At 54.7% G+C, this 18948-nt stretch carries 15 protein-coding genes; 2 read left to right on the top strand and 13 right to left on the bottom strand.

Going from position 1 to position 18948, the window contains the following annotated elements; translation table 11 throughout:
* Positions 1 to 246 precede the first annotated feature (246 nt).
* The 4 genes from CIK74_RS13875 to CIK74_RS13860 all read right to left on the bottom strand — a co-directional run bounded on the left by CIK74_RS13875 (position 247) and on the right by CIK74_RS13860 (position 4411).
* The gene (locus CIK74_RS13875) at positions 247 to 546 is read right to left on the bottom strand and encodes a YciI family protein (protein WP_096256772.1); all 300 of its coding nucleotides are present in this window, start codon (positions 544 to 546) and stop codon (positions 247 to 249) included.
* Between the two features lie 24 nt (positions 547 to 570).
* The gene (locus CIK74_RS13870; RefSeq protein WP_096256771.1) at positions 571 to 1917 is read right to left on the bottom strand and encodes a site-2 protease family protein; all 1347 of its coding nucleotides are present in this window, start codon (positions 1915 to 1917) and stop codon (positions 571 to 573) included.
* Positions 1914 to 3137: a 1-deoxy-D-xylulose-5-phosphate reductoisomerase gene (dxr, locus tag CIK74_RS13865; RefSeq protein ID WP_096256770.1), complete on the bottom strand. Its 1224-nt coding sequence runs from the start codon at positions 3135 to 3137 to the stop codon at positions 1914 to 1916. Before dxr ends, CIK74_RS13870 begins: the two co-directional genes overlap by 4 nt.
* A 119-nt stretch (positions 3138 to 3256) precedes the next feature.
* Positions 3257 to 4411, bottom strand: a complete 1155-nt coding sequence (locus CIK74_RS13860) for an acyl-CoA dehydrogenase family protein (protein WP_096256769.1) — start codon at positions 4409 to 4411, stop codon at positions 3257 to 3259.
* A 218-nt stretch (positions 4412 to 4629) separates the two neighbouring features.
* Here CIK74_RS13860 and CIK74_RS13855 point away from each other — a divergent pair, with 218 nt between their 5' ends.
* Together CIK74_RS13855 and CIK74_RS13850 are read left to right on the top strand one after the other, a co-directional pair.
* The gene (locus CIK74_RS13855; protein WP_096256768.1) at positions 4630 to 5244 is read left to right on the top strand and encodes a TetR/AcrR family transcriptional regulator; all 615 of its coding nucleotides are present in this window, start codon (positions 4630 to 4632) and stop codon (positions 5242 to 5244) included.
* Positions 5245 to 5316: 72 nt separating this feature from the next.
* Positions 5317 to 5781: a GNAT family N-acetyltransferase gene (locus CIK74_RS13850; RefSeq protein WP_096256767.1), complete on the top strand. Its 465-nt coding sequence runs from the start codon at positions 5317 to 5319 to the stop codon at positions 5779 to 5781.
* A gap of 331 nt (positions 5782 to 6112) precedes the next feature.
* On the opposite strand, the gene CIK74_RS13845 is transcribed toward CIK74_RS13850, so the two are convergent.
* The 9 genes from CIK74_RS13845 to CIK74_RS13805 form a co-directional block, all read right to left on the bottom strand.
* A complete protein-coding gene (locus CIK74_RS13845) occupies positions 6113 to 6547 on the bottom strand; it encodes a hemerythrin domain-containing protein (protein ID WP_205738288.1) in 435 nt (144 codons plus the stop codon).
* A 151-nt stretch (positions 6548 to 6698) separates the two neighbouring features.
* Entirely contained in the window at positions 6699 to 8375 is a 1677-nt protein-coding gene (locus tag CIK74_RS13840) for an ABC transporter ATP-binding protein (RefSeq protein WP_096256766.1), read from the bottom strand.
* Complete coding sequence (locus CIK74_RS13835) at positions 8372 to 9430, bottom strand: ABC transporter permease (RefSeq protein WP_096256765.1); 1059 nt, start codon at positions 9428 to 9430, stop codon at positions 8372 to 8374. The genes CIK74_RS13840 and CIK74_RS13835 overlap by 4 nt, the downstream gene beginning before the upstream one ends.
* 50 nt (positions 9431 to 9480) lie before the next feature.
* Positions 9481 to 10998, bottom strand: coding sequence for an ABC transporter permease (locus CIK74_RS13830; protein WP_096256764.1), 1518 nt, complete (start codon positions 10996 to 10998; stop codon positions 9481 to 9483).
* Positions 10999 to 11163: 165 nt separating this feature from the next.
* On the bottom strand, positions 11164 to 12969 hold the full coding sequence (locus CIK74_RS13825) for an ABC transporter family substrate-binding protein (RefSeq protein ID WP_096256763.1): 1806 nt from the start codon (positions 12967 to 12969) through the stop codon (positions 11164 to 11166).
* A 430-nt stretch (positions 12970 to 13399) separates the two neighbouring features.
* Complete coding sequence (locus CIK74_RS13820; protein WP_096256762.1) at positions 13400 to 15043, bottom strand: ABC transporter ATP-binding protein; 1644 nt, start codon at positions 15041 to 15043, stop codon at positions 13400 to 13402.
* 2 nt (positions 15044 to 15045) lie between these two features.
* Positions 15046 to 16059, bottom strand: coding sequence for an ABC transporter permease (locus CIK74_RS13815; RefSeq protein WP_096256761.1), 1014 nt, complete (start codon positions 16057 to 16059; stop codon positions 15046 to 15048).
* Positions 16052 to 16978: an ABC transporter permease gene (locus tag CIK74_RS13810; protein ID WP_096256760.1), complete on the bottom strand. Its 927-nt coding sequence runs from the start codon at positions 16976 to 16978 to the stop codon at positions 16052 to 16054. The genes CIK74_RS13815 and CIK74_RS13810 overlap by 8 nt, the downstream gene beginning before the upstream one ends.
* Positions 16979 to 17165: 187 nt before the next feature.
* Complete coding sequence (locus CIK74_RS13805) at positions 17166 to 18806, bottom strand: ABC transporter substrate-binding protein (RefSeq protein WP_096256759.1); 1641 nt, start codon at positions 18804 to 18806, stop codon at positions 17166 to 17168.
* Positions 18807 to 18948 lie beyond the last annotated feature (142 nt).

Raw genomic sequence — 18948 nt, 5'->3', positions numbered from 1 at the left:
CATGAAAGATCTGGGTTAGTAGCCATATTATGTTGCTCCTATTTAGCGAATCGAAAAGTAAATAAAGCTGACGCTTCATCTACTCCAACGAGTGTTTCGATAAATCAATTCCGTCGCCTCGCGTGACATAAAACACTAACCCGGTGTAAGTGGTGCGAAGATGACCAACAATTTGTGCAAGCAGCCACAGACACAAACCCCCACGATGCAGTTCAGTGCCATCGTGGGGGTTGGTAAAAACCTGAGCTAGGAAGCAAATGCGGAGAGCATGCCAATTACCGGGTTCCATTCGGTGATGGTGGTCTTTCCCAGACCGCCGACCTTCTTAAATGGATCGTTGTCCAGTACTTCGCTCAGTACCGCTTCACTCGTCGCGGCAAAAATCAGCAATGCGCCGTCAAGCACCGGGGTGGGACCCGAAGCCAACAGACGAACTTCACCTTCGTCTAAATACTCGGAGAGGAAAGCGCGATGCGCCGGACGGTGTTCGTTGCGCAATTCCGTGGAGTCCTGCGCATACGCGTATTCAACAGCAAAAACAGTCATAGCTACAGCTTAATTCCCTAGGTGCTAGAAGATGCTGATTGGCTTGAAGATGTCTGCGTATATTAAGAGGCCACCCATCAGCAGCATGGCGGCGGCCACGACATATGTCAGCGGCAGAAGTTTGATGGTATCCACCGGGGCCACATTTTTACGGCCGAAGATTCGTGCCACGGTCCGTTTCAATCCTTCATACAATGCACCAATCACATGCCCACCATCTAGCGGCAGAAGGGGAATCAGGTTGAAAGCGAACAAGGCAAGGTTCAAGCCGCCGGCGGGGGAAAGCAGCGAAGCAACCTTGTCCCCAACCGCGATTCCTTCGTGAGCGTTGATTTCTCCGGCGATGCGGCCCACCCCCACGATGGATACCGGACCATTCGGGTCGCGTTCTTCGGTACCAAAGGCAGCCTGTGCGACATCAACCATGCGCTGAGGCAGGTGCAGGATGACGTTGCCAATGGTCAGCAACTGGTTTCCCACCACGCTAGGAACTTCGGTGACTGGTTGGGCTATATTCTCAACCTGCGAGCTCATTCCCACGAAGCCGACCTGTGCAGTTTTCGTGGTGCCATTTTCATCAGTAACCGGGTAACCCTGGTCATCTAGCACCGGGCGTTCGGTCAAATGTGGCTTGAGTGTGGTCTGATGTTCCACTCCCCCACGGGTATAGGCCAGGCTGATGCTCTGACCAGGATGATCGCGAATCACTCCGGTGAGCTCGTACCACGCATCGTTTGCCACCGCGGTGCCATTGACCGAGGTGATGGTATCCCCCGGAAGCAGGCCTGCGGCGTAGGCGGGAGCCTCAGTGTCTTTAGCCGTGCATTCGGTCGCATCCACATTTTCTGCGCTTGCAATGCACTGGTACACCTCGGAAACTGTAGTGGTTGTGGTGGGAACACCAAATCCGGTAATCACCACACCAATAAGCAAAAATCCTAGCAACAGGTTTACGAACGGGCCACCGAGCATAATAATAACGCGCTTGTAAATGGGCAGCTGGTAGAACAATCGCCCTTCGTCGCTACTTTCCACATTCTCGTTGGCTTGTGAGCGGGCGTCATCCACCATCTGGCCAAAGATCTTGTTAAAGAATCCTGGTTTCTTCTGCTGACCGGCTTCAGCAACCGGACGTGGCGGATACATACCCACCATGGAGATGTAGCCACCTAGGGGCAGTGCTTTGAGCCCGTATTCGGTTTCTCCACGCTTGAACGAAAAGATCGTTTTGCCGAATCCAATCATGTATTGCGGAACACGCAATCCAAATTTCTTGGCGGGAATCAGGTGGCCCACCTCGTGCAAAGCAATAGATATGGCAATGACAACGACCATGAAGAGCACGCCGCCAAGGAACATTAGTACGTTCATGCTTTTTCCTTCAGCAACGCGGTGGCGTGGGCGCGCGCCCACTGATCTGTCTGGAGAACTACTTCAGCCGAAAGCTCCGCATTAACAGGCGTATATGCGTCAAGCACGCGGTTAATGGTTTCAACGATATCCGTGAAACGAATCCGGCCTTCGTGGAAAGCTTCAACGGCGACTTCATTTGCCGCGTTGTACACAGCCATGTGGGTCCCGGAGGCAGCAGCTGCCTGTTTCGCCAACTTCACCGCGGTAAACACCGACTCGTCCAATGGCTCAAAGGTCCATGAGGACGCGGTGGAAAAATCGCAGGGTTTTGCGGCGCCAGCGACTCGGTGTGGCCAATTGATGCCCAGCGCAATTGCCAGACGCATATCCGGCGGAGAAGCTTGCGCGATCACCGAACCGTCGATGAACTCAACCATTGAATGCACAATAGATTGGCGGTGAACTAAGGGTTCGATGCGCTCTAGTGGCACATCAAAGAGCAGGTGGGCTTCGATAACTTCCAATGCCTTGTTGACCATGGTCGCCGAATTCGTGGTCACCATGCGTCCCATATCCCATGTTGGGTGCGCCAATGCTTGTGCTGGGCTCACCTCACGGAGTTGTTCATAGCTATATCCGAAGAAGGGTCCACCGGAAGCGGTGACAATCAATTTGGAAACTTCTTCTGGGGTCCCGGAACGCAGCGCCTGCGCCAGCGCGGAGTGTTCAGAGTCGACCGGAGAAATCTGTCCGGGGGCCGCGATTTGCTTAACGACTTGCCCGCCGATAATCAGCGACTCTTTATTAGCCAGCGCCAGGAGGTGTCCGGCCTTGAGCGCAGCTATGGTTGGTTCTAACCCAATCGCTCCGGTAATACCGTTGAGAACTACGTCGGCTTCGCTGTATCCAGCTATCTGCGTCGCGGCATCGGCCCCACTGAGCAGCTGTGGCGCATAGCCGGTCACTCCTGCCTCTCGCGCGGCTGAAGAAATCGCGGTAGCCAGTTCGTCAACATTATCCACTGCGGCGCCAACCACCTCCGGGCGGAACGTGACTGCTTGCTCGGCCAACAGTGTCAGGTTGTAGCCGCCGCTAAGTGCTGTCACGCTAAATTGTTCTGGCGCATTCTTGATGACGTCTAGGCCCTGAGTACCAATTGACCCGGTAGAACCGATCAGTGTGACACGGCGGGGACCATCCGCAGTTTTAAAAGAAGATTGGGTGCTCACCCAATCCATTATGGGCGCTATAACTGTGAGGTCCCAAAGTGCCAATCCATTGGAGCATCAAAAAACAGTTCGGGCCGGTGAACAACCGCGGATAAGCGTTGTTCACCGGCCCGAGTACTGAGATACTTTTACAGTCCGAGGCTGCGGGCAATCAGCATCAATTGCACCTGGGTGGTGCCTTCACCGATCTCCAAGATCTTCGAGTCTCGGTAATGGCGTGCCACCAAGGATTCGTTGATGAATCCGTAACCGCCGAAGATCTGGGTCGCGTCTCGCGCGTTGTCCATCGCGGCCTCGCTGGCCACGAGTTTTGCGTGTGCGGCTTCGATCTTGAAGTCTTTGCCTGCCAGCATTTTCGCCGCAGCCGCGTAGTAGGCCAGACGTGAAGTGTGTACCCGTGATGCCATGCGGGCAATCATGAAGGAGATCCCCTGATTTTTACCAATGGCCGCGCCGAAGCTCTGGCGGGTCTTCGCGTAGTTTACGGCCTCATCAAGGCATCCCTGTGCAGCGCCGGTTGCCAGAGCTGCGATGGCGATGCGGCCCTCATCAAGGATCTCCAGGAAGTAAGCGTAGCCACGCCCGCGCTCCCCCAGCAGATTTTCTTCCGGCACCCGGGCACCATTAAAGCTGAGCGGGTGGGTATCACTGGCGTGCCAACCGACCTTGTTATAGGCAGGCTCCACGGTAAATCCTTCGGTTCCGCTGGGAACGATGATTGTGGAGATTTCTTTTTTGCCGGTGGATTCGTTCACCCCAGTCACCGCGCTGACTGTGACCAGAGAGGTGATATCTGTCCCGGAGTTCGTGATGAACTCTTTCGAACCGTCGATAACCCATTGGCCATCCTCAACCTTGGCTCTGGTCCGTGAAGCCGAAGCATCAGAACCGGCGCCTGGCTCGGTTAGGCCGAAACCTGCGAGTTTTTTGCCAGCTGCTAGATCTGGTAGCCAAAGCTGTTTTTGTTCTTCATTGCCAAATCGGAAAATCGGCATAGCACCGAGGGACACACCTGCTTCGAGGGTGATGGCGACTGATTGATCGACTCGGCCTAGTTCCTCTAGTGCTAAGGCTAGAGCGAAGTAGTCGCCACCGGAGCCACCGTATTCTTCGGAGATCGGAAGGCCAAATAGCCCCAATTCACCCATTTGTGCGACCACGTCATAGGGGAAGCTATGTTCCGCGTCGTGCTTGGCACTGACAGGAGCAACGACTTGCTGGGCAAATTCACGCACGACATCGACCAGGTCTTGGTACAGTTCGTCGAGTTCGAGATCAATCACGGGCACTCTCTTCTTTCGAGGTTGTCCTCACCGAGGCGACCCTTGTGATGTCGTCTGCGGTGACGGGTTATACGGAACGCGGACGCAATACCTTGGAAGCTGACAGTCCGGCGCGTATGGTTAATTCTTATTAACTGTGTTTTCTACCTACATTTTGACATTAGTGGCGTAGATCATAGTTGTCCAGTTGTGGGCGGGGTTTCTAAGGAGTAAATGCATTGAGCAGATATCAATCTCTCACTGAGCCAACAGATCGCGAGCGCGCCAAGGCAGAACGCCGTGACGCGTTGTTGCGTGAAGCTACCCGGCTCTTTGCGTTGCACGGATATTCAGGAGTGTCCCTAGAAGATCTAGGTGCCGCCTGCGGTATTTCGGGCCCTGCTGTGTATCGGCATTTCGCAGGTAAGCAGGCTTTGCTTATTGCTTTGCTCGTGGACATGTCGAAAGATATCTACGCCGGCGGGCTGGAAGCTGCTGAAAACGGTGGGGATCCATTTCAGGTCTTGTCACGTTTAGTAGATTTTCACACCGATTTTTCACTTTCTCGGCCCGATATCCTTCAGGTCCAGGACCGAGATTTGAAGTCATTACCAAAGTCGGAACTCGCTTTAGTTCGTAAACTTCAAAATAGTTATATCTCTTTATGGACCGAGCAGCTGGCCAAAATGCACCCCACCGGCAGTCCGCAATCGCACCGATTCAGGGCTCATGCGGTCTTCGGGTTGCTGAACTCGACGGCGCACTCCGCACACTCACCACGTACCAAAAAATCAGGGTTAAAACCGTTACTGTCCAATATGGCACTCGCGGCACTAACATCCCCGGTAGTCTAGAACCTAAGTCCCACACATCTTTGGGCGCGTTCAATCGGGCGCGTACCACCTCACGAAAGAAAGGTCTTTATCGTGCAACTACGTGAAGTCCGCCCTTCCGACTTGGACGCCTTCTTTGCTCATCAGCAAGAGCCCGAGGCGAACCTCATGGCCGCATACCAGGCGCGTAATCCGTCAGATCGTGCGGTATTTGATCACCACTGGAGCTCCATCCTCAACGACGAATCGGTGCTGGTTCGCACCATCGAGCACGAGGGTGAAGTTGCCGGATCAATCTTGGTTTTTGATGGCGCGAAGCCAGAAATCAATTTCTGGACCTCCACCAAGTTCTGGGGTAAGGGAATCACCACCAGCGCGGTAGACGCCTTCTTGGCAGAGTTCACCAAGCGTCCGTTGACCGCTCACGTTGTCCAGGACAATCTTGGTTCGCTGAAGGTCTTGGAGCGTCGCGGATTTAAGCAGGTTGGCACGGAGCAGATCTTCTCCAACGCACGCGCCGCAGTTGTCACCGAGATCGTTTTAGAACTCAACGACTAATTTTCGGAGCTTTCAAACTAGCCGTGGTTCACTCAATGACGAGTGAACCACGGCTAGCTTTTAAGCTGCTTCAGGGAAACGAGCAGCCCGTTCATCGCCCACAATTCTCTGGTGCTCGGTGCAAGGCATTAGCCGTCTGTACATCGCATTCCTCCAGGCCTAGGGAGTTGCTCCTTAGTCCTCTAAAATCAAGAACAAACGGCTACGCACACAGCACTACTCTCACGCGACGATGAGAATCAATACAAATCCCCAAAATCCACTGTTCTAGTGGCGAGCAAACCGTATTAGGCGTCTTGACAGACCCAGCCTTCGGGATGCGCTCCCCCAGCTAAAGATGGGCAACCTTTTGTTGCTCCTGCACACTGAGCGCGGTATCCATCTGCGGATAGATGATCGGCTCTTCTTTAGAATTATGGTTGTCCAACAAGGACAACAATTCTTGACAGTCCGCCATCAACTGTTCATCGGCACTTCCGCTTTGCAATGATTCTTCTAGGGCGTCCATCCGGCGCCACAGTTCACCGTGTTCCCGGTGCATCACCATCAACGGCATCATAAGCGTGGCGCGAGGTAGGTCGGGAAACACTACCTCTTCTTCAAGATAAATATGTCGTCGCAACGCGCTGACTGCTTCCAGCAACATCTTGGCCCGCTGTTCTGGGCCCTCATGAGTCGAAGCCAGGTAGTTCTCAATCGCCGCATCAATATCATGATGCTCTTTGGTAAAAGCTTCGGCCAATGATCCGTCGGGAACACTCGACACGTTTACAGGCCAAACAACCTCACTCCAGTATTTAGCCAGTGGCCAGCGAATTCTGCTTCAACTCTAGGCAGACAGAGACAAATACGAAAGGGACTGGCTTGTCGAGTAATGCCTCGGCAAACCAGCCCCTTATCCACGCACAGCTCTTCGGCTACTTAGTGCTGTTCAAAATTCTCCATGCATCACGACGTACGGCCTGCTCGATCGGGTCTGGCACCGGAGCGGCGGCCAACAAGCGACGAGTGTAATCGTGGGTAGGTGCGTGCAATACGGTATCAACACGCCCTTGCTCTACGGCCTTGCCGTTTTGCATGACGACCACTGAATCGGCGAGCATATCCACCACGGCCAGATCATGGCTGACGAAGAGGCACGCAAAATTGAAGTCGCGCTGCAAATCTTGGAGCATCTCCAAGACGACTGCTTGAACAGATACGTCCAAGGCACTGGTTGGCTCGTCAGCGATTAGCAATTCTGGATTCATGGTTAGCGCACGAGCGATACAAATACGCTGGCGCTGACCGCCGGAAAGCTCATGTGGGTAACGGTTGATCACGTTGCGTGGCAGCTTGACCGCATCCAGCAGCTCCAAGGCACGCTTGGTCCGAGAGGCCTTGTTTCCGACCTTGTGCACCACCATGGGTTCGGTAATGCAGTCACCAATCGGGAAACGCGGATTTAATGACGCGGCAGGATCCTGGAAGATCACACCGATGTCCTTACGCACAGCACGTGCCTGACGTGTCGATAGCTTAGGCAGGTTATGTCCCTTGACCGCCAGCGTGCCTGCGGCCACCGGAAGCAGTCCGAGTACCGCCTTAGCAATGGTCGACTTACCCGAGCCGGACTCGCCCACGATACCCAGTACCTCGCCCTTAGCGACGTCGAAGCTGACGTTTTCCACCGCACGGAAGATCTTGCCACGCATGTTGTATTCCAACACCAGATCTTTGGCTTCCAGCACCAGCTCGCGTTCCGCCGGGACGGTCGGCTCACTGCGTGGGGCGTTCTCATCGATGATCACCGGAGAAAGCCGGGGTACCGAGGAAAGCAAGCGCTGAGTGTACTCGTGTTGCGGGTGGAGCAAGACTTGCTGAACGTCGCCGGTTTCCACCAAGTTGCCTTGGAACATCACCGCAACTTGGTCTGCCATATCTGCCACGACACCCATATTGTGGGTAATCAGCAAGATACCAGTGTTCAGTCGGTCTTTGAGCTCACGCAGCAGGTCAAGAATTTCTGCCTGCACGGTGACGTCCAACGCGGTGGTTGGCTCATCGGCGATAATCACCTTCGGATCACAGGAGATCGCCATGGCGATCACGATGCGCTGACGCTGACCACCAGAGAACTGGTGTGGGTACTGCTTAATACGTTTGGCTGGATCTGGGATGCCTACCAGGGTGAGCAGCTCGATTGCCCTGTCGGTAGCTTCCTTACCGTATGCCACGTCATGCAGTTCTAGTGCTTCGGTGAGCTGGCGTTCAATGGTCAGCACCGGGTTCAATGCCGTCATAGGTTCTTGGAACACCATGGCGATGTCGGTAGCACGCATCTTGCGCATCTTGCCTTGGTCCAGGCCCACCACGTTTACGTTTCCAACTCTGGCTTCGCCAGTGATGTACGCGTTCTCCGGAAGCAATCCCATGGCGGCGGTGGAGGTGACGGACTTACCCGAACCGGACTCGCCCACCAAGGCAACAACTTCGCCGGGGCGTACAGCTAGGGACAAACCCTTCACCGCGTGTACGTCAGGTCCGGCGGTTTCAAAGGTGACCTTCAGGTCGGTGAAGCTCAGTGCATAATTTTCTGCTGCTTCGGTGCTCATGGCTTCTCCTTACGAGTTGGCAGGGCGAAGAGCCCAGCTCGGCGGCGGCGCTTCTTGCCAGTGTGGCGTGGGTCAAAAGCATCTCGCAGGCCATCGCCGAGGAAGTTCACGCTCAGCGCGATGGCAACGATAATCATGCCTGGCCACCAGAAGAGCCACGGACGAGAGGTGAACGCATTCTGGTACTGGCTGATCAGTAGACCCAGTGAGGATTCCGGTGGCTGGACACCGAAGCCTAGGTAGGACAGCGAGGATTCCAGCAGGATCGCGCCGGCGATCGCGAAGGTCGCGTTGACCACGATCACACCGATGGTGTTTGGCAGCAAGTGTTTGAAGATCACACGCGAGGTCTTGGAACCCATGGCTTGGGCTGCCGCCACGTATTCGCGTTCACGTAGCGAGAGGATCTCACCGCGAACCAGACGGGCCAAGCCCGTCCAGGTGACCAGACCCAAAACGAAGGCCAAGGTGATAATAGAGCCTGAGCTCGCACCGGCGATCTGGCCCAACACAGCGGCCAGCACCAACAGTGGGATCACGATGAACAGATCGGTGATGCGCATCAGTACTTCATCAACCCAGCCGCGGAAGTAACCGGCAACCGCGCCGATGACTGCACCGAGGAATGTGGAGACCAATCCGACTACCACGCCGATGATGATGGACTTCTGTGTTCCTGTCATCACCAGTGCAAAGTAATCTTTGCCAATGGAATCCTGGCCGAAGGGATTTTCTCCCCAGCGGATTCCTTCGCCACCTAACCAGGTAGGCACCAGGCTAAGCGTTGGCTTGCCACCATTGATTACTGCACCAGCGTCTAGATAAGACTTGTCCCACCATCCGGGGATTACTCCCCACCCTACGGAGCTGAAAGCAAAGATGGTGATAAAAACTAGGATCACGCTGGAGGTCATGGCGAGCTTATGCTTGACGAACCGTCCAATGACGATGCGGCCTTGGCTCTTTGAATCTTCGGACTGGCGAGCCAGCTTCGCGTCCTCTACCTCGGCTACGGAGGTGAGGTTCTGCGGCAGATTGTCGTTGGTGTTACTCATCGTTTGTCCTTAATGTCCCAGACACGATTGCTGATGATTGTCATGGCCGCCTAGACGCGAATGCGTGGGTCGAGCATGGCGTAGACAATGTCTGCCAGCAGGTTGAAAATGATCGCTGCGGTACCGGTGACCAAGAAGAAGGCCATTACCGGGTTGGCGTCCACATGGTCCAGGCCGGTGGCGAACATTTCGCCCATGCCCTTCCAACCGAAGACGCGCTCGGTAATCACCGCACCACCGATGAGCCCTGCGAAGTCGAAGGCCGCGATGGTGGCGATAGGGATCATCGCGTTGCGGAATGCGTGACGGAAAATCACCGTACGTTCGCTTAGTCCCTTAGAGCGGGCGGTACGAATGTAATCCTGCTGCTGTACTTCCAGCATTGAAGAGCGGGTGTAGCGCGAGTAGCTTGCCAGCGAAATGATTGCCAACAAAATGGTGGGCAGCAGCAACTGGGTGCCGTTATCCAAGAAGTGATCCCAATAACCGCCCTCAAAGTTCGCGGTAGAGGAACCAATAGTGGAAATTGGGCGGCCCTTGTTGTCCAAGAAGCCCGGCCAAGCACGGAATATGTGGTCGATAACGGTGAGCGCGGCGCCGACAAAACCTGTCACCATTGCTACGCTGGCCGCGTTCTTACGAAGTCGTCCACCCATAAGGCGTCCAACAAGCGCCGGGATCGCTACGGCGAGGATCAGCCCGCCCAAGAGGATCCAGGTGTTCGGTTCGGACATCAGGTAGAAGGTCGCGTAGTAGGCGGCAAGCACGAGCACCACGGTGATCAGCGCCGGATAAAGTACACGTTTTTCCTTCAGGCCAGCCGTCATCGAGGTGGCGGATAGTGCCACCAGCAAGGTCAAGACGACCACGATTGCTGGGCCCATTTGCGGGAAACGGTAGAAGTTCAGCCAGAGCGAGTATTGCAGTACCAAGGGCACAAAGATCGCTACAGCGACGAAGGTCAGAGCACGACGTTTGAGCGAGCCGGCTAAGAACATCTGCATAATCAGGCCCAAGACTATGCCGATGAGTATGGAGGTACCCAAGGATATGTCTGGCGAGGCTATCCAGTCATTAAATCCAATGGCCAGGTATTCCTTCAGCAATACAGCTGCCCAGAAGACTGGAAGTGAGAAGAAGAGGAAGGTCAGGAAGGTGACGATGTAGTCAAGGCCGGAGTATTGACGCACCGCGGTGAGCACACCGATGGCGATACCGAGGATTGCGGCGATCACCGTGGCGATGAGCACCAGGCGCAAGGTCGAGGCGGCAGCGTTGGCAAGGAGTCCCGAGACTTCCACGCCGTTGATATTACGGCCTAAGTCGCACTGTCCAACGAAGCACTTGGAAACGCCGGTCAGCCAGTCCCAGTAGCGAAGGTACCAGGGCTGATCTAGCTCCATGTATTCGATGCGTTGTGCCATCAGGTATTCGCGGTTATCTGCGTTACTTTCACGCAGGTCTTTCAGCGGGTCACCCGAATTAATGACCAGGATGTACAGCAGCAGCGAAGCTGCAAAGAGCACACCGATGGCCGATCCAAGTCGTTTGGCGATGAATTTCAACACGGCGTTTATGTCCTACTTTCGTTTCTCACCGGACGATTCGCTTACCTTGGGTGGTGGCGTCAACGAATCATTGTGGGGATGTGGTGGACACACTGCGGGGCCCGACGGTCTATCGGGCCCCGCAGTCGTTCACTCACGGTGTCTGAGCTCAGTGCCTAATGGCAGCTACTCTGCACGTACCCACTGCTCGGCGTTCCAGACGATTCCATTCTGGGTCGCGGTGTGGCGGACATTCTGAATATCTGCTCCCGAAGCGCTCAAGCCCGGGTGGGCGAATACTGGGATGCCGTACAGGTCATCCCACAAGAGCTTCTCAATCTTCTTGATCTGCTCCTGGTGTACCGCTGGATCCAGCGACCTTGCCAGGGTCTCCCATTCGGCGTCCACCTGCTCGTTGGAGTACTGTCCGTAGTTCTGTGGCTTGCCGGTGGCGTAGATGTTCTGGCCCGAAGAAATCTGGCCCGAACCGGCCCAAGCGAACAGTGCTACGTCGTAGTCGCCGCGTTCTTGGGTTCCGCCCGGTGCGAAGAACTTCGGATCTCCGGCATCTTCCACCTTGAATCCGGCCTCATCACAGGAGGACTTGATGGCAGCAACTTCGTTGGTGCGACGCTCGTTTGGTGCTGAGTAACCAATGCGCACCGTGGTGCCCACGGCCTCCTCGGCTTCGAGGATCTTCTTCGCGCCTTCGAGGTCGACCTGATCGTAGCGTCCATCATATGAAGCTGAGACAACATCTTCGTAGTTGTCCTGGAATGGGAATACTTCGCGAGCATTCATGACCACTGCTTCTGGGTTCAGTGGCTTGACCAAGTTGTCAACGATGTTCTGACGTGGAACACACATGGCGAAGGCCTTGCGCAATTCCAGGTTCTTGAAGGCATTCTTGCCGCGGAAGTTGAAGTCCAGGTGCTCCCAGGTCAGGGTGTCACCCTGCTGGATGTTCACCTGATCGCCTAGGGCTTTAAGCTGAGCCAAGGTATCAACCGTTGGCTGTGGGCCGATGACGTCGATGTCCTTGTTCTGCAGAGCCTGAACCATGGCTGCGTCCTCAACGAAGCGGAAGTTCAGTTGTTTGGTGGCGGCAGGAGCTCCGTAGTAGTCCTCGTTCGCTACCAGGGTGACCGATTCTCCGGCCTTCCAGGAGCCGAGCTTGTACGGCCCGGAGACAGGCATGATTTCTTCCTTTGGAAGGGTGCCCGGGTTGGTGGTCCAGCCTTCGTTCCAGAACTTCGCGGCCTTCTTCAGCTTGTCTGATTCACCAGCGAGAATGGCGTTGGCCAGTTCTTCGGTGCTCATGCCAGCTTCCTTGGCAACCACGTGTGCCGGCTGCAACATCCAGGACTGCAGAGCCCAGTCCGGGTCCGGATCCGAGAATTCAACGGTGAATTCCTTGCCGGCAACGTCACCCTGTGGGCCCTTTGGCACGGTGTCACCGAGGTCAACGGAGACCGAGTTGAAAAGTGGCTTTTCCTTGGAACCCTCGTTGAGGTTCAAGTTCTGTACACCCCAGGCCAAGACCGAGTCTGCCACGGTGATTGGGGTGCCATCTGACCATTTGGCGTTTTCACTGATGGTGTACTTGATCGTCAGCGGATCGTCGCTGATCTTCTCGTAGGAGCCGAGATCTTCGTTCGGGTACAGTGCTCCGTCGGTACCGAAGTACGAGAAGCCTGCGAACATGCGGTCCGTGATGGCGGAGTTGTAGGTCGAGTAGGTGTTCGGGGTGAACCCGTTGTAGCTGATGAATTCTGGGGCGCCCACAGAGACGGCAATGGTGTCGTCCTTCGTGGTGATGTCACCGAGATCTGCGAGACCACTGTTGGTTACCTCGGCCGAGCCGTTGCCGCCTTCAGCGCCGGACTCCGAAGCTTTCGGATCGGTGCCGCTGCCGCCTGGTGCACATGCCGACAGGGCCAAAGCCATTGCAGCACCTACTACTACTGCCTTCGAAACACGTTGGAATCGCATTTCGCCTCCTTGAGAATATGAACGATACGAGTTCTGAACCATGCGGTCCACTGAGGAACACATCACACGATGGAACCATTGAGCAATAGACTAACTGGCTTTTGTCATCTTGGATATAGAAAGATGCGCTTCATATCTCCGAAGAGCGCCGCCCAAAGCGTCGGGTCACGATCGCTATGTTACTAACAAGTTACGAGACGTGACTCACATCCGCGAGATTTCAAGGGTTTCTTTCACATTGGGTTTTTTCAATCAGAAACGATGGTTGGCCCCTTCGTCCGCCAAACTCGTTTATAACGTTTTTGCAACATTTATTTCAGATCAGAAAAAACTGAAACATTTCTTGAATAAGTCACTTTTTAACGAACTCAGGGCAGTGACTCTATGAAGAAATCACTGCCCTGAGTTGGCGGCCAAAGCCGTGGAATACTTAAATTAAGCTGGCACCTGGGATGGCCGACAGCAAGTTTCGCGTGTAATCGCTCTTCGCATTATCGAAAATCTCATCCACCGTTCCCTGCTCAACAAGCTGCCCATGCTCCATCACACAGACGTTGTCTGCGATCTGACGCACCACAGCCAAGTCGTGGGTGATGAACAAGTAGGTGAGCCCCAGTTCACGCTGAAGCTCATCGAGCAGCTCCAACACCTGGGCTTGAACCAACACGTCCAACGCCGAGACAGCCTCATCACAGACGATCATCTCTGGTTGCAGGGCTAACGCTCGCGCGATGGCAATACGCTGTCGTTGACCGCCAGAGAGTTCGTTCGGGAATCGGTGCATGGTCGAAGCCGGCATGGATACCTGATCCAGCAGTTCCTTGACTTTCTTCTCCCGCGATGCCTGATTGCCAATACCGTGGATACGCAGTGGCTCCTCGATAGTGCGGTAAATCGAGTACATCGGATCCAAGGAACCATAAGGGTCCTGGAAGATAGGTTGCACACGACGTCGGTACTTAAACAGTTCACGTTCGCTGAGCTTGCCAATAGCTTGCCCGTCGAAGACGATGTCTCCGGAAGTTGCATCCAGCAGGTTCAGCACCATCTGGGCAATAGTCGACTTGCCCGAACCGGATTCACCGACCACTGCGGTTGTCGTGCCCTTGGGAATCTCGAAGGAGACCTTGTCCACCGCGGTGAACTTATCCTTACGTCCGAAGCCCTTACGGATGTCGAAGACCTTCGTCAGATTTGAGACCTTCAACAGTGGTTCGGACTTTTCCGCCACTACTTCGTCCACTGTCATCTCATGCTTATCACCACGCTGCGCGGCCAACGACGGCGCAGAATTGATCAGTCGCTTAGTGTATGGGTGCTGCGGATTGCGCAACAGTTCCAACGCTGGACCAGATTCAACAACCTGCCCCTTGTACATCACGATGACCTTCTCGGCGCGCTCTGCTGCTAAGCCCAAATCGTGGGTGATCAGCAAGACTGCAGTACCCAGTTCGCTGGTCATGGTGTCCAAGTGATCCAAGATCTGTTGCTGCACGGTCACGTCCAACGCGCTGGTGGGCTCATCAGCGATCAGCAGACGAGGACGACAGGCCAAACCGATAGCAATCAGCGCACGCTGTCGCATACCGCCAGAGAACTCGTGCGGGTACTGATTCATCCGAGTTTCCGGATCAGGCAGGCCAGCATCAGCCAAGACCTGCGCTACGCGCTGCTTGGGATTGTTTCCAGCCAGTCCATTGGCTTTCAAAGTCTCCTTGACCTGGAAACCAATTTTCCACACAGGATTTAAGTTGCTCATCGGGTCCTGAGGGACCATGCCGATGTGGTTACCGCGCAACTCAACGAATCGCTTTTCGCTGGCTTTGGAAATATCCTCGCCATCAAAAAGAATCTGGCCAGCTGAGACTTCACCGTTGCTTGGAAGTAGACCGATGGCCGCCAACGCGGTAGTGGATTTACCCGAGCCGGACTCACCCACAATGGCCACAGTCTCGCCGGGCATCACCGTCAAGTTGGCGTTGCGCACGGCGTTGACCGGACCATCAGGAGTACTGAAGGTGATGGCCAAGTTTTTGATTTCTAGCAGGGGCTTGGGGTCTGAATTCTGCACCACAGTTAGTTCCCCTTTCGAGACTTAGGATCCAATGCATCACGCACTGCATCGCCGAGCATGATGAAGCTCAAGACGGTGACTGACAAGAACATTGCGGGCCACATCAACATCATCGGATTATTACGTAGCTGTGATTGAGCCGAGGAGATATCGTTACCCCAGCTCATCACCTCAAATGGAAGTCCAAGACCGAGGAAGGACAGCGTCGCCTCGGCGACAATGTACACACCAAGGTTTACGGTAGCTACCACGATCACCGGTGCCATAGCATTCGGGATCACGTGCTTTAGCAATGATTTGCCACGCGATAGTCCCAAAGCACGTGAGGCTTTAACAAAGTCCGCATTGCGTGCTTCGAGCACCGCACCACGGGTAATACGAGCGACCTGCGGCCAACCGAAAATGGAGAGCGTGACTATAACTGTCCATACGCTCTTATTGTCGCGGAATGCGGGTAGCTGCATCACGATGATGGCACCAAGCACCATTGGAAGTGCGAAGAAGATGTCACCCAGACGAGCGAGGATCGTATCCAACCAGCCGCCGTAGAACCCTGCGAGGGCGCCGATGGTGCCACCGAGCAGAACCACAAAGAGTGTAGTGAAAATACCGACCATCAGCGAGGCGCGCGTTCCGTGGATGGCGCGTGCGTAGACGTCGCAACCTTGGAAGTTATACCCCATCGGATGGCCGGCGCTTGCGCCTTCATTAGAAAATTGAAGGTCACAGAATCGTGGATCCGCCGCGGAGAATACTCCAGGGATTGCCGCAATAGCGATCACCAAGATGATCAATAGCGCCGAAATAATGAACAGCGGACGCTTGCGTAGCGAGCGCCAAGCTTCTGCCCACATGGATAGTGGTTTACCGGTTTCCTTGACCGCATCGACACCGTGCAACGGCGTCTCATCAAGCGGCGCAACGAAGTGCGGAATAGCGTATTTAGAAACTTTTCCGGCACGGATCTTGCTGATAGGCAATCCGGCCTCAGGATTTTGATTCTGGTTCTCAGGCATATCGGATCCTTGGGTCAAGCAGGGCGTAAAGCATGTCTACGATGAGGTTGGCGAGCACGAAGACGATCACGAGCACACCGACAACCGCGACAACCGTGGGGGTTTCACCCTTGAGGATTGCGCGGTACAGCAGGTTACCGACACCGGGAACGTTGAAGATACCCTCGGTCACAATCGCGCCACCCATAAGCGATCCCAAGTCGGCACCGAGGAAGGTCACCACTGGGATGAGCGAGTTTCGCAGGATGTGTACGTTAATAACACGACCTCGACTTAGCCCCTTGGCTGTTGCGGTGCGGACGTAGTCCGCCTGTTTGTTCTCGATAATCGAGGTACGGGTCAGACGCAGGACGTAGGCGAAAGAGACCAAACCAAGCACGACTGCAGGGAGAATAAGCTCACCCCAGCCTGCGCCACCAGACACCGTAGGTTTAGCCCATTCGAGCTTAACTCCGACGACAAACTGAAGCACAAAGCCAAGTACGAAGGTAGGAACTGCGATCACAATAAGCGAAAGGATCAGCACGGTGGAGTCAAAGGCTTTGCCTTTACGCATGCCGGCGATAACACCGAAGAAGATACCGAAGACTGCTTCGATGGCCAACGCCATCACTGCTAGTCGTGCAGTAACTGGGAAGGCACGGGCCAAGAGGTCACGGACTTCCTGTCCGGAGAAGGACATACCCAAATCTAGGGTAACCAAGTTCTTCAAATACAAACCGTATTGAACCCAGAATGGCTGATCAAGGTTGTACTGGGCACGTAGCGCAGATTCGACGGCCGGCGTCATTGGCTTGCCACCGGATAGTGCGGAGATTGGGTCTCCCGGGGTCGCGAAGACCAAGAAGTATACGAGCAGCGTGGCACCGATAAACACCGGAATCAGCTGCAAGAATCGCTTGAGCGTAAAAGCTAGCATGAGTGCGTCTCACCTCGAGACGTTGCAAGGCACGTGGCCATTTTTATTTCCTCTTTCCGTCGGAATTAACCAGACGTTCAGATAGAGAGGGAGGACTGACACGCCAAAGGGAGACCCTGATGTTGCCGGGTCTCCCTGAGACATTTTCAACTGAGTCGGACCTAACTAGGCGACTTAGCTAGTGAATCTATTTGCCGGTGATGGCGTTGTAGATTGGAACACCGTTCCAACCGAACTCGACGTTTGAAACATTCTCGCTCCAACCGCCCTGGACTGCCTGGTACCACAGTGGGATAGCTGGCAGATCCTTGAACAGGATTTCCTGCGACTCGTTGAAGATCTTCGCGCCCTCGGCCGGATCGGTTGCGGCAAGACCTTCCTTGAGCTTGTTGTCGAAGTCCTTGTTCGAGTAATCGCCATCGTTGGAACCTGCACCCGTGCCGTAGAGCGCACCGAGGAAGTTGTACATCGATGGGTAGTCTGCCTGCCAACCGGAGCGGTGTGCGCCGGTCATCTTCTTCTTGGTAACGTCATCGCGCAACGCCTTGAAGGAGGTGTAAGGCTTAGCTACAGCATTGATGCCCAAGGTGTTCTTGACCTGGTTAGCTACAGCTTCAACGAATTCCTTGTTACCGGCTCCGTCAACGTTGTAACCGATGGAGAACTCTTCTGAGTCATCCCAGCTTTCAATGGCGTTGGCTTCATCCCACAGCTTTTTGGCTGCGTCGGCATCGAAGTCGAGAACTTCGCTACCTGGAATGTCGGCACTGTAGCCTTCAAGCACAGGTGCGGTGAATTCTTCGGCCTTTACCTTGCCACCGAAGTAGACCTTGTCGATGATCTGCTGACGGTCAATGGAACGTGAGATCGCTGCACGACGCAGGTTACCTTCTTCGCCCTGCTTGAAGTGATCCAAGTAACCAGAGATGGTGATGGTTGCGTTACCTGCATATGGAGCGTTGACCGAACGGTCACCCAGATCGGACTGGTAGTTCGCCAGTGCTGATGGTGGAATCTGGTCCAGTACGTCCAAGTTACCGGCCATGATGTCCTGGTATGCGGATTCCGTGGACTGATAAACCTTGAAGTCGATACCTCCGTTGGCAGCCTTACGAGGTCCTTCGTAGGACTCGTTAACTTCAAGCTTCAGGTTGACGTCATGGTTCCACTCGGTCAACTTGTATGGTCCGTTGCTGACAGGCGCTTCGCCGTATGCCTTTGGATCCTTGAAGGCTGCTTCTGGAAGAGGCATGAAGGCGGTGTAACCAAGACGTAGCGGGAAGTCAGACTCCGGCTGGCTCAGTTCAACGGTGAAGGTATTGTCATCGACAACCTTCAACCCTTCCATCTCCTCGGTCTTCGCATTCTCAGCGCTGACTTCGTCGTAACCCTTGATGGATTCGAAGAAGTAGGAGTTCAACTGCGCGTTTTTAGCGGCTGCACCGAAGTTCCAGGCATCTACGAATGAAGCAGCGGTGACTGGGGAGCCGTCGGAGAAGGTGTGACCTGGAACGAGCTTGATGGTGTAGTTCTGGGAATCTGTTGTTTCAATCGATTCCGCGATCTCATTAACAGGCTTGCCCTTGGCGTCATAGCTGACCAGCCCGGTGAAGATCAGGTCCATCACACGGCCGCCACCAACTTCGTTGGTGTTTGCCGGCAATAGGCCGTTCTGTGGTTCGGTGGTGTTAGCGGTGATGACCTTGGTGGCATCGCCCTCGGAACCGCCGTTGGCAGATTCCTCCGGGGTCCCTCCGCCACAGGCGGTTAGTGTCAATGCCAAGGCAGCGGACAAAACCAGCGTCTTCGATGCGTGCGAGTATCGCATCTTTCTTCTCCTCAAAAGTTCGTTGCTGCTTCTGCAATTCACAGATGCCGTGCGCCTCAAAAGTGAGCTCTAGCACGTACTGAACGAGATTACATCAAATATTGCGAAACAACCAATGAATAAATATGAAAGTAGTACTTGA

This window comes from Glutamicibacter sp. BW77 (assembly GCF_002332285.1).
GTDB classification, from domain to species: domain Bacteria; phylum Actinomycetota; class Actinomycetes; order Actinomycetales; family Micrococcaceae; genus Glutamicibacter; species Glutamicibacter bergerei.
This window is presented reverse-complemented; position numbering and strand designations above follow the sequence as displayed.